The 11,647-nt window shown below is 72.4% G+C and carries 11 protein-coding genes and 1 tRNA gene; 5 read left to right on the top strand and 7 right to left on the bottom strand.

The annotated features are described in order from the left end of the window. Positions 1-33: 33 nt before the first annotated feature. The gene (locus GB864_RS16585) at positions 34-951 is read right to left on the bottom strand and encodes a GyrI-like domain-containing protein (protein WP_160426802.1); all 918 of its coding nucleotides are present in this window, start codon (positions 949-951) and stop codon (positions 34-36) included. Positions 952-1,037: 86 nt separating this feature from the next. Then, entirely contained in the window at positions 1,038-1,388 is a 351-nt protein-coding gene (locus GB864_RS16580; RefSeq protein ID WP_236779200.1) for a nucleoside triphosphate pyrophosphohydrolase family protein, read from the bottom strand. A gap of 100 nt (positions 1,389-1,488) precedes the next feature. Here GB864_RS16580 and GB864_RS16575 point away from each other — a divergent pair. After that, positions 1,489-1,562, top strand: a tRNA-Met gene (locus GB864_RS16575). Positions 1,563-1,680: 118 nt separating this feature from the next. On the opposite strand, the gene GB864_RS16570 is transcribed toward GB864_RS16575, so the two are convergent. Both GB864_RS16570 and GB864_RS16565 read right to left on the bottom strand, forming a co-directional pair. Continuing rightward, a complete protein-coding gene (locus GB864_RS16570) occupies positions 1,681-2,019 on the bottom strand; it encodes a winged helix-turn-helix transcriptional regulator (RefSeq protein ID WP_160426801.1) in 339 nt (112 codons plus the stop codon). Further along, positions 2,016-2,420 carry a VOC family protein gene (locus tag GB864_RS16565; protein WP_160426800.1) on the bottom strand — a complete coding sequence of 135 codons (405 nt, stop codon included), beginning with the start codon at positions 2,418-2,420 and terminating at the stop codon, positions 2,016-2,018. The genes GB864_RS16570 and GB864_RS16565 overlap by 4 nt, the downstream gene beginning before the upstream one ends. A gap of 182 nt (positions 2,421-2,602) precedes the next feature. Between GB864_RS16565 and GB864_RS16560 the strand changes: the two genes are divergently transcribed. Both GB864_RS16560 and GB864_RS16555 read left to right on the top strand, forming a co-directional pair. Beyond that, positions 2,603-6,337, top strand: coding sequence for a right-handed parallel beta-helix repeat-containing protein (locus GB864_RS16560; protein WP_160426799.1), 3,735 nt, complete (start codon positions 2,603-2,605; stop codon positions 6,335-6,337). A gap of 169 nt (positions 6,338-6,506) precedes the next feature. Next, the gene (locus GB864_RS16555; RefSeq protein ID WP_160426798.1) at positions 6,507-6,917 is read left to right on the top strand and encodes a DUF7144 family membrane protein; all 411 of its coding nucleotides are present in this window, start codon (positions 6,507-6,509) and stop codon (positions 6,915-6,917) included. Positions 6,918-6,938: 21 nt separating this feature from the next. Here the strand turns inward: GB864_RS16555 and GB864_RS16550 are convergent, their stop codons facing one another. Then, on the bottom strand, positions 6,939-8,009 hold the full coding sequence (locus GB864_RS16550) for a DNA polymerase IV (RefSeq protein ID WP_473808266.1): 1,071 nt from the start codon (positions 8,007-8,009) through the stop codon (positions 6,939-6,941). Between the two features lie 94 nt (positions 8,010-8,103). Next, a complete protein-coding gene (locus GB864_RS16545) occupies positions 8,104-8,997 on the bottom strand; it encodes a CPBP family intramembrane glutamic endopeptidase (RefSeq protein ID WP_160426797.1) in 894 nt (297 codons plus the stop codon). Positions 8,998-9,125: 128 nt separating this feature from the next. On the opposite strand from GB864_RS16545, the gene GB864_RS16540 reads away from it, so the two are divergent. After that, on the top strand, positions 9,126-9,965 hold the full coding sequence (locus tag GB864_RS16540) for a carbon-nitrogen hydrolase family protein (RefSeq protein WP_160426796.1): 840 nt from the start codon (positions 9,126-9,128) through the stop codon (positions 9,963-9,965). A gap of 122 nt (positions 9,966-10,087) precedes the next feature. On the opposite strand, the gene GB864_RS16535 is transcribed toward GB864_RS16540, so the two are convergent. Further along, on the bottom strand, positions 10,088-11,317 hold the full coding sequence (locus GB864_RS16535; protein ID WP_160426795.1) for an aminotransferase class I/II-fold pyridoxal phosphate-dependent enzyme: 1,230 nt from the start codon (positions 11,315-11,317) through the stop codon (positions 10,088-10,090). Between the two features lie 122 nt (positions 11,318-11,439). Between GB864_RS16535 and GB864_RS18250 the strand changes: the two genes are divergently transcribed. After that, positions 11,440-11,647: hypothetical protein (locus GB864_RS18250; RefSeq protein WP_419672798.1), on the top strand; the 208-nt coding region annotated here is incomplete at its 3' end.

The following is an 11,647-nucleotide window of genomic DNA, read 5'->3' as shown; positions in this document are numbered from 1 at the left end:
CACGATTAAGCATCACGGACCATAACCATCCCGCTACATCCGCGCGATCACGGGCCGAGAGCGGGACCCCATCCACTCTTTCTGGCCGATAGGCCCCACCGGCAGCCAGAGCTCCGTGGTCGCCGTGCTGAAGTCGTCCGCGCGCTCGAGCACTGCGACGATCGACGGGCCGGGGCGCAGGCGCCAGGGGTTCGAGGGGAACCAGTCGGTCGCCGTCGCCGCCCACGTCTCCTGGAGCGCCGCCGGGTAGGCGCCCGCGGTGCGGAACACCGCCCAGGAACCGGCGGGCACCTCGATCGCGTCGAGGTCGTCGGGCACCCGCGTGCCTGCGTCGAGCGCGACGCCGTGGAGGTAGGTGAGCTCGCTGCCCTCCGTGGCATCCGGATCGACATCGTCGCTCACCTGGAGGATGCCGGCCGGTTCGGCGTCGCCGAGTTCCTTCAACCGGACGTGCTCGCTCAGCGGGAGGGACGCGATGTGCGCCTGGATGTGCGGGTTGGGGCCGCGGTGGATGAGCGGCACGCGCGCGGCGTGGCCGACGAGCCGGAACGCCGGCCGATCTGCGATTCGGGTGTCCATGGGGGTGCTTCCTTCGACGGTCAGGCGGAACCTGAGTTGCGGTTGGGTGCGAAGGGGGCCGCCGTCGCGCCGCGCATCGGCCGGGCCGATGCCGTGGACGGACCGGAACGCCCGGCCGAACGCCTCCGTGGAGCCGTAGCCGGCGCGCACGGCGATGTCGAGCAGGTCGTCGTCGCCGAGCAGGTCGGCCGCGGCGAGCGTCATCCGCCGACGTCGGACGTACTCCGACAGCGGCATCCCGGCGAGCGACGAGAACATGCGGCGCACGTGGTACTCGGTCGTGCCGGCTGCGGTCGCGAGCCGAGCGACGTCGGGGTCGCTGCCGAGGTCGTCCTCGACGAGTTCGACGAGCGCGTTCAGGGTCTCGATCACGGCGTCCTCCTTCGCATTCGAGCTTCCCCGTCCCGCGGGGCCCGCACCCGATCATCGCGGACCGATCCGATCGGCCGCTGCGCGCCTTACTCCCCAGCACCCGCGGCAGTGGCCGCGGCGTCGCGCGGCAACCAGGCCAACCACTTGCGCCCGATTTCCGCCGGGAGATCCACGGCGAAGCGCTCGGCGAGCAGCAGCACGTGCGCCAGGACGTCGGCGAGCTCGGCGCCGAAATCCTCCTCGACCTCGGTCGGCGTGCGCCCCTTGTCGCGCGCCTGCCCGGACCGGGCGAGATACGCCTGCGTGAGCTCGCCGACCTCCTCGCCGAGCTTCAGAACCAACCAGTCGTCGGTGCGCGCGATGTCGTTCCGCTCGGCGTAGACGACCGACACCGATTCGACGTCCCGCTGCAGGGTTTCGATCTCCATGTCCCGCATCCTGGCAGCGACGACAGACGTCGCGACCCTCGGCACGAAGGCGCGGATGCCGGCCGTGGTCGGGCGATGCTCCGGGCGGTGGTAGAGTCTTCTCTTGTGCCGCGGGGTGGAGCAGTTCGGTAGCTCGCTGGGCTCATAACCCAGAGGTCGTAGGTTCAAATCCTGCCCCCGCAACTGAAGAAACACAGGTCAGAGGCCGCTTCCGGTGAATCCGGAAGCGGCCTTCGTCATGTTGCGGGAGCCGTTCCAGGGGAGCGATCGCGGTGGTCGTGCGCCGCCGGTCGGCGATCTGTCACGCATCTGCGACGCCACCGCCGTGATCGCCCGGATCGCGGCCTTTGTTCGCAGTGCGGACCTGCTCCGCGCCCCAACGCCCGAGTGCGACGATCGCCGCACGGAGGGCGAGGCCGCGATCGGTGAGCGCGTAGGCGCGCGTGTTGTGCTTGAGCGGCAGGCGCGAGAGCACGCCCGCGGCTTCGAGCTCGCGCAGACGGATGGCGAGCATGTTCGTCGGCACGCCGAGTTCGCGCTGCAGATCGCCGTAGCGCTGCGGCCCGTCGAGCAGCCGTTCCACGATGAGCAGCGCCCAACGTGCTCCGACGACCTCGAGTGCGGCGGCGAGGTCGCTCACGCGGTCGGATCGGTCTCGGGCTTCATCCAGAACGGCGAGTAGTGGTAGCCGTCGGGGTCGTCGAACTGGCGCTGGTACATGAAGGGGTAGTCGTCGGTCTCGCCGATGCGCCCGCCGGCGGCACCGGCGCGCTCGACGAGTTCGTCGACCGCCTCGCGGCTGCCGAGGTCGAACGAGACCGTGACCTTCGAGGGGGTGTCGGGGCCGCCGATGAGATCGTCGGTGCCGCCGACGCTCGCGTACATCGCCCGGGTGCCGAGCATGACGTACTGCTCGGGCGCGATCGCGAAGCACGACACGTTGTGGTCGGACATGTCGGGGTTGAGGGTCCAGCCCAGGGCCGTGTAGAACGCCGTCGCGCGTTCCACGTTCTCGACGGGGCAGGTGATGAAGAGGCTCATGCGGCTCACACTTGCAAAATACAAGTTCTCCGTCAAGGGGTCGCGGGGCGATCGGTCGTCGACTCGGCAGCCGGCACTTGCTGCTCGGCGGGAAAGCGATTACCGTACCAATCGACGTGAGTCAGAAAGCGCTTTCCCGTGCCGTTCGGCGTTGAGCGGCACGCATCTCGACGAGGAGATCCATGTCCCAGCTCAGACCACCCGTCCGAACCTCGCTGGCCGTCGTGCTGGCCGCGGCGCTCGCGCTCACCGGCGCCGTCTCGGCCACCGCGCTCGGCCCCTCGACCGCCCTGAACGCCGCCGATCTCGCCGTGGGGGAGTACGTCGCCCTCACCGACACCGGCACCGATTTCTCGATCGCCGCCGCGGCGGGCAAGAACGTCACCGTGGATGCCCACGCGCGCATCTCCGACCGCGGCGATGAGTTCACCCAGCGCATCAAGCTCAACGGCACGGGCGCGCAGGCGAACCGGTCGCTGCACTTCACCGTCGCCGCCGACGAGGTGCCGACGACGCTGTTCGTGAACGCGCGCAGCGGCAGCGCGACGGCCGACCGGGTGCTCGCGGTCTCGAGCGCCGCGGGCGAGGTCGGGCGACTGGCGGCGCTCGCCGACGACGGCACGACCGCCGTCGTGACCGCGAGCGTCCCGATCACGGCGCCGGGCGACTACTGGATCGCCTCGCCGAGCTCGGGCGTCAACGTCTACGCCGCGCAGCTCGGGGCGTTCGACGCCCCGACGCGCGCGCCGTGGAGCGAGGTGGCCGCACCGGGCATCGACTCGGTCTCGGTCGACCCCGCGGACCCCTCGCAGGTGCTCGTCGACTACACGGGCCTCCTCGGCGCAGACGGTGGCGACGTCGCGTACGCGACCCTCTTCGACGCCGCCGGCGCGAAGGTCGACCAGACCCTCGCAGCAGGCGACGGCGCGGGCGGCACGCTCGCGCTCACACCGCCGGGCTCCGGCGACTACACGGCCGAGGTGCGCCTCACGCGCGCCAGCGAGGCATCCCCGCTGACCTCGGCGCGCGCCGCGCTCGACGGTTTCGCACTGCCGCTCGTCGGCCCCGAGATCACCGGCGCCCTCACGACGGCCGTCGCGGCCGGGTCGGCGACCGTCGCCCTGACGTGGACGGAATCCGCCGAGGCGGACTCCTACTCGGTCGAGGCGCGGCAGGGCGCGGCATCCTTCGCGCCCCTGCGCGCGGGCGTCGTCGGCGGCACCGCTGAGGTGACCGGCCTGACGCCCGGCGCCGCCTACGACGTGCGCGTCGTCGCCCACCGCGGCGACGAGGCGGTCGCGGGCGCGCCGTTCCTCGTCGAGGTCGCGGGAGCCGCAGAGCGCTGGCAGATCGCCGACATCGGCTCGAACGCGGGCTCGGGCGGCCAGGTCACCGAGCATGCCGACGGCACGATCACGTTCGACGCCAAGGCGAGCACGACGAAGATCGCGACCTCCGAAGACGGGTTCCAGTACTACTACACGCAGATCGACCCGGCGAGCGAGAACTTCACGCTCACGGCATCCTTCCGCGTCGACGACTCGTCGCTGAAGGACGCCCAGTCGGGCTTCGGCGTCATCGCCGTCGACGACCTCGTGCCGGGCGTCTCCGCGGCGCGCTACTTCAACTCCGCGGGCGCGATGGTCACGCGTTACGCCTACGGCACCGAGGCAGGTGCCTGGCAGGACGGCACCCCGGGCGCCCGCTTCGTGCAGGGCTACACGGGCGCGACGACCGACGCGACCGCCGGCGTGCGCGACTCGAGCGACTCCGTCGCCTTCGACCGCGACTGGCGACCCGAGATCGCGAGCGCTCCGAAGTTCGGCGACGGCGACGTCTACGAGCTCACCCTCCGCAAGTCGAACACGGGCTTCCACGCCATCTGGCACCGCGGCGACGAGGTGCTCGAGGTCATCCAGTACGACCCCGAGCTGCTGCTGCAGCAGAACCCCGACTCATTCTTCGTCGGCATGGCGGTCGCCCGCAAGATCCAGGTGACGGTCACCGACTGGGAGTTCACGACGATCCGCCCCGAGGACGACGAGCCGGCCCAGGAGCCGCCGACCGAGTACGTCGCGGCGACCCTCGACGTGGACGTCACGACGACGACGCCGCACGACACCCTCGACGTGCCGCTCGTCGCGAACGTCTACGGCACCGGGCAGATCCTGGATGCCTCGGGCGCCGTGCTCGTCGACGGCATCGCCCTCGCCCCCGGCGAGCGCGTGCTCGCCCCGGTCGCCCTCCAGCCCGGTGCCAACGAGCTCACCGTGCGGCTGCTGCCGTCGGCCGAGCAGCCGCAGCTCGGCGAGCGCGAGGAGCTGGAGTCCACCGATCCCGTCGATGTGCCGCTCACGGTGACCGTGCGCTCCTACGGCGAGCCGGGGCAGTCGATCCGCGTCGCCCCCGACGGCTCGCCCGACGGCGCCGGCACGTCCGCGTCGCCGCTCGACCTGCGCACCGCGGTCGGCTTCGCCCAGCCGGGCCAGCAGATCGTGCTCGAGGGCGGGGTCTACGCGCTGGAGCGCAAGGTCGTCGCCGAGCGCGGCAACGACGGCACCCCCGAGGCGCCGATCACGCTCCTGAGCGAGCCGGGCTCGCGCGCGGTGCTCGACCTCACGGGCTCGCCCGACGGCGGCCTCGTGCTCCGCGGCGATTGGTGGCACGTGTACGACCTGGAGATCACCGGCTCGGCGAACAAGCAGAAGCCGATGCTCGTCCAGGGCAACCACAACGTCGTCGAGCGCGTCGAGTCGCACCACAACCAGGACACGGGCATCCAGATCTCGGGTTCCGAGAGCGAGCCGCCCGCGCTGTGGCCGACGCACAACCTCGTCGTCTCGTCGGTGTCCCACGACAACGCCGACGTCGGCGGCAACGACGCCGACGGGTTCGCGGCGAAGCTCACCGTCGGCGAGGGCAACGTGTTCCGCTCGAACATCGCGTACAACAACATCGACGACGGCTGGGACCTCTACGCGAAGTCCACCACCGGACCGATCGGCACCGTCGTGATCGAGGACTCGGTCGCCTACGACAACGGCCGGCTCGGCGACGCCAGCGCGCTGCGGGGCGAAGGCAACGGGTTCAAGCTCGGCGGCGAGTCGATGCCGGGCGACCATCTGCTCCGCAACTCGGTCAGTTACGGCAACCTCGCCACGGGCGTGACGTCGAATTCCGGGCCGAACGTGCGGCTCGAGTCGGTGACCTCGGTCGACAACGACCGGGGCGTGCGCCTCGAGACGAACGCGGCGACGACCGACTACCGGGCGAGCGGGGTGCTCTCGTGGCGCGGCCCGCAGGCCGACGTGCTCGGCCTGAAGCAGGCGGATGCCTCGCTCCTGACCGACCCGTCGAACCGGTGGAACCCGGGCGGCTCGTCGGCGATCGACGCGGGCTGGTTCGTCTCCCTCGACCGGAGCGTCGCCCCGGAGATCGCGGCGGACGGCTCGGTCGACCTGCACGGGCTCTACGAGCTGACGGATGCCGCCCCGGCCGGCACCGGCGCGCGGCTCGTCGGTATCGCCGAGCCGACCGTCATCGAGGTGCTGCCGGAGGTCACGGTGCCGCTGGCCGTCCTCGAGGCGCCGGTCGTCGTCGGCGACGCGGTCAAGGGCAAGACCGTGACGGCCTTCCCGGGCACGTGGTCGCACGCGGACGCGACGTTCTCGTACCGCTGGCTCCTCGACGGGGAGCCGATCCCGGGGCGGAAGGGCACTGAGGCGACCTACACGGTGCGCGGCGGCGACGTCGGGCACGCGCTCTCGGTCGAGGTCACGGCGAGCGTCGACGGCCAGCCGCCGGTGAGCGTCGTGTCGGCGGCGGTCGAGGTGACGAAGCAGCGGCCGATCGACCGACTGAGCGAGGTCGTCCAGGCCGTCGTCGACTGGCTGAAGCGCCTCTTCGGCATCGGCTGATCGCGTCGCCTCGCGGGGCCCGTCGCACGTGCGCGGCGGGCCCCGCGTTCGCCGTGGAACGAACGGCATTCGGGGCCGCTCCGGCGCGATCCGGGGGTCTAGCGTCAGCGATATGGCGGTCCTGCTGCGCGAACACGCGCAGTATCCGCTCGTGCAAGGGGGAAGCACGATGACAGCAGCAGCTCCGCGTCCGTCGGTGTCGGGATGGGTCGGATGGGTCGGCTTCGCCGGCGTCATCCTGATCCTGAACGGCGCGTTCAGCCTCGTCCAGGGGATCGCGGCCCTGGTCGGCTCGAACACCTACTACGTTCTCACCGAGGGCGGCCTGCTCCTCTTCGACGTGACCGGGTGGGGGTGGTGGAACCTCCTCATCGGCGCGGCCCTCGTGCTGACCGGCATCGCACTGTTCATGGGTGCGAGCTGGGCGAGGATCGTCGCCATCGTGCTCGCCGGGCTGAGCGCGATCGGGCAGCTCATGCTGCTGCCGGCGCAGCCCTGGTGGGCGGTCATCGTCATCGCGGTGGACGTGCTCGTCATCTACGCGATCACCGCGCACGGCAAGGAGATGACGAAGAACTGAGGATGCCGTCCCGCGGCGGCCTCACCAGCCGCCGCGGCCCGGCGTGCGCGGCTCGCGCGCGTCCTCCGGCATCTTGAGGTCGGCGCGGAGCCCGAGCAGCCGGACGGCGCGGTCGGGGTCGAGGCGGTCGGCGGCGAGGCCGAGCACGGCGGCGAGGACCTCGTCCGGGTCAGCCGTCTCGGCGATCTTGCGCGCGTGCGTCTTCGTGTCGAACGGCGCATAGCGCACCTTGAGCGTGAGCCCGATGACGGGACGGCCCTCCTCGGCGACGTCGCCGAGCACGGCCGCGGTCAGGTCGCGCAGGGCGGCCTCGACCGCGGCGGGCTCGTCGAGGTCCTCCTGGAACGTGGTCTCGCGGCTGCGCGCCCGCGCCACCCACGGGGTGTCGTCGACGTCGCGGTCGCCCTCGCCGCGGCCGAGGGTGCCGTACCAGGGGCCGAGCTTCGGGCCGAACTCCGCGACGAGCACGTCCTCGGGCGCCGCGGCGAGTTCGGCGACGGTGTGCACCCCGAGCGTCTCGAGCCGCGCGGCGATGCGGCTGCCGACGCCCCAGAGCTCCTTGGTCGGGCGCTCGCCCATGACGCTCATCCAGTTCGCCTCGGTGAGCCGGAACACGCCGCGCGGCTTCGCGAAGCCGGTCGCGACCTTCGCCCGGATGAGCGTGTCGCCGATGCCGACGCTGCAGTGCAGCCGGGTGGTCTCGAGCACGGCGGCCTGGATGCCCCGTGCCGCGGCCTCGGGGTCGTCGGCGTCGAGCCCGACGAACGCCTCGTCCCAGCCGAGCACCTGCACCACGCCGCCGGGCCACGTCTGCAGCACGGCGAGCACGTCGGCCGAGGCGGCTTCGTAGGCGGGCTTGTCGACGGGCAGGAAGACGGCATCCGGTGCCTTGCGGGCGGCGATGCGCAGCGGCATCCCCGAGCCGACGCCGAGTTCGCGCGCCTCGTAGGACGCGGTCGAGACGACCCCGCGCTCGGTCGGGTCGCCATGCCCGCCGACGACGACCGGGAGCCCGGCGAGTTCCGGGCGCCGCAGCACCTCGACCGCCGCGACGAACTGGTCGAGGTCCACGTGCAGCACCCACGCCCCCACGGGCCGCAGTCTGCCCGGAGACGGCCGCGGCCGCCAGCCGCCGCGCGTGCGGACGACCGGCGGCCGAGGTCGTGAGGGAGCCGGAGTCGGCGCCTCAGGCGGTGGGCGCCTTCGGCCGCACGCGGCCCTTGAGGAAGATGATCGCGACGAGGGCGAGCACGAAGTACAGCCAGTTGAAGACGCCTGCGAGGTTGACGAGCCCGCTGTCGCCGGCGGTCGCGCCGTGGGCGTCGACGCCGCCGACCGCGAGGATCGTGGTCGGGTCGGTGCAGGCGTGCAGCAGCATCGCCGGCACGATGCTGCCGGTCGCCCGCATCGAGAGGAACATCGTCGCGCCGAAGCCGAAGGTGTAGAGCACGGTGACCCCGACGACGAGGGGCTCAGCGCCCGAGACGATGTTGCCGGAGTGGAGCAGGGCGAACAGCAGCGAGGAGAGCACGAATACGACGCGCTCGCCGTACCCGTGGCGGCGCAGCAGGTTCACGTCCACGCCGCGCGTGACGAGCTCCTCCGTGAAGCCGATCGCGAGGCCGAGCACGAGGAACGCGACGACGACACCGGGCGTGTACTCGGCCCAGTCGGTCGCGGCCAAGCGCAGCAGGATGGGGACGACCGCGAGCACGACGGCGATCCACATCCACCACCGGCCGGGCAGCGGCTGGCGGCCGAAGATCTCGCGGCCCCAGCCGAGCGTGAGCACGAAGACGAGCACGAGGAGTCCCGCGAGCGCGATCGGCAGGGCCATGCCGAGGAGGATCGAAGCGGCATCGCCGGTGAGGTTCGACTCGTCGATGACGTCGCCGAACACGGCGCCGACGCCGAGGCCGATGAGCTGGTAGACGCCCCAGTAGACGGCCGAGAAGGCGAGCGCCTTCCACCAGCCGCCGCGGTTCCAGAAGCCGCGCCAACCGCGAGTCGGCTCCTCGACCGGAGCCGCTCGGGGCGTCGTGGCGGCTTCGGCGTCGGCGGGGGTCTCGGGTGCGCTCATCGGTGCCGGCCTTTCGGTGGCGTCGGTGCATCGGGTCGGTGCCGCGCGTCGAAGGCGGCGACGAGAGCGAGCGTACCCGGGCGTCCGCCCCGGGATCCGTCGGCTCGCGGGCTCGCTAGGGTGAACGGATGACCGCCTCCGACGCCACCGGCGAACTGCTCGTCGCCGTCGCCCAGTTCGCGCCCGGCCCGGATCGAGCGGCCAACCTCGCCGCGATCGGCGATCTCGTGCGCACGGCGGTGCTGCGCGGCGCGCGGCTCGTCGTGCTGCCGGAGTACTCGGCCGCGTTCACGCCGACGCCGGGTCCTGAGTGGGTCGCGAACGCCGAGCCCCTCGACGGGCCGTTCGTGGCGGGCCTCGGCAACCTCGCCGACGAGCTCGGGGTCGTCCTCGTCGCCGGCCTCCTCGAGCCCGCGCCCGGCGCCGCCGTCGACGGGCACGATCGGGTGCACAACACCCTCGTCGCGGTCGCCCCGCGCGCGGGCGTCGTCGCGACCTACCGCAAGCAGCACCTCTACGACGCGTTCGGCTCGCGAGAGAGCGAGTGGGTCGCCCCGGGCGCGCTCGGCGAACCGGAGCTGTTCGAGATCGAGGGCGTGCGCTTCGGCCTGCAGACCTGCTACGACGTGCGCTTCCCCGAGGTGAGCCGCATGCTGGTGGATGCCGGCGCCGACGCGATCTGCATGCCCGCGGAGTGGGTGCCCGGGCCGCTCAAGGCGTTCCACTGGCGCTCGCTCGTCACGGCTCGGGCGATCGAGAACACCGTCTACGTGCTCGCGGCCGACCACACGGCGCCCGGCGGCGTGGGGGAGTCGCTCGTCGTCGACCCGATGGGCGTCGCGCTCGCCTCGCTCGGCGAACGGGCGGATGCCGCCGTCGCCGCACTCTCGCTCGACCGCATCGCGGCGGTGCGCCGCACCAACCCGGCGCTCGAGCTGCGGCGCTACCGCGTCGAGCCGGCCGAGTAGCGCAGCCCCGGGGCTGATCTCGCTGCGCCGGTCGAGTCGGCACGCAGGGAACCCCGTCGGTCGAGTCGGCGCGCAGCGCCGAATCGAGACCCGGTGCACGGCCTCGATACGCGACTGCGTCGCTACTCGACCGGCGATCCCGCGAGGGAGGCGAGCCGCTCGGCGGCGTCGTCGAGCACGGGCATCCGCTTGCAGTAGGCGAAGCGCACGAGGCTCGCGACGTCGGCGCGGCGCTCGGGGTGCACGAACGCCGACACCGGGATGCCCACGACGCCGGCCCGCTCGGGGAGCGCCCGGCAGAACTCGACGGCGTCGACGGCGCCGAGCGGAGCCGCGTCCGCGACGACGAAGTAGCCGGCCTGCGGCACGGAGACGGCGAACCCGGCCGTCTCGAGCCCGGCGACGAGCCGGTCGCGCTTGGACTGCAGGACCTCGCCGAAGCGGGCGAGCCGCTCGTCCGGCAGGTCGAGCCCGACGGCGATCGCCGGCTGGAAGGGGGCGGCGTTCACGAAGGTGAGGTACTGCTTCACCGCGAGCGCCGCGGTCACGAGGTGCGCCGGGCCGGTGATCCAGCCGACCTTCCAGCCGGTCGTCGAGAACGTCTTGCCCGCGGAGGAGATGGAGAGGGTGCGCTCGAAGCCGCCCGGCAGGCTCGCGATCGGGGTATGCGTGCGGCCGTCGAAGACGAGGTGCTCGTAGACCTCGTCGGTGACGATGAGGGCGTCGTGCCGCTCGGCGAGTTCGACGATGCGCTGCAGGATCGGGGTCGGCAGCACTGTGCCCGTCGGGTTGTGCGGGCTGTTGACGATGATGAGGCGCGTACGATCCGTGATCGCGGCCTCGAGGTCGCCCAGGTCGGGCGTCCAGTCGGGGAAGCGCAGCGGCACGGTGACGTGCCGGCCGCCGGCTCGGGCGACGAGCGCCGCATAGGCGTCGTACCAGGGCTCGAAGGTGACGACCTCGTCGCCGGCGTCGACGAACGCGAGGATGCTCGCCGCGAGCGCCTCGGTCGCGCCGGCGGTCACGAGGACCTCCCGGTCGGGATCGAGGCGGATGCCGTAGCGCCGCTCCTGGTGGCGGGCGATCGCGTGACGCAGCAGCGGGTCGCCGATGCCCGGCGGATACTGGTTCACGCCGGACTCGATCGCGTGGCGTGCCGCCTCGAGCACTTCGCCGGGGCCGTCCTCGTCGGGGAATCCCTGTCCGAGGTTGATCGCGCCGGTCGACGCGGCGAGCGCGCTCATCTCTGCGAAGATGGTCGCGGCGATGCGGCCGTCCGAACCGAGCAGTCCGGCACCGGCAGCGGTGCGCTGCCAGGGGGCGAGGGGGAGTCCGGGGGCGGGGTCGTGCATCCTGCAACGCTACCCGCAGGGCCACCAGGGCCCATCGGGCACTTGCATATGTTCGTCATAGGGTTCGCCCGAGTCGGACACAGCATCGCCAGTCATCCTGAGGGGGCTTGGAAGGAGCAACCATGACCGAGAACGAATCCGGCGCCGACCGGACCGAGCCGACCTCCGCCGTGCCGACGAGCGAGACGGCTCCCGCTGCTGCGGTTTCCCCCGAGCCCACGGCCGAGACGGCCCCGACCCCCGCCGAGGCGACGCAGCCGACGGCCCCGGTTCCGGCGCCGGCCGAGAGCGCGGCCCCGGCCGCCCCCGCTGCAGCCCCGGCCGCGCCCG

The sequence above is a fragment of the Agromyces seonyuensis genome (genome assembly GCF_009789225.1).
Classification (GTDB): Bacteria; Actinomycetota; Actinomycetes; order Actinomycetales; family Microbacteriaceae; genus Agromyces; species Agromyces seonyuensis.
This window is presented reverse-complemented; position numbering and strand designations above follow the sequence as displayed.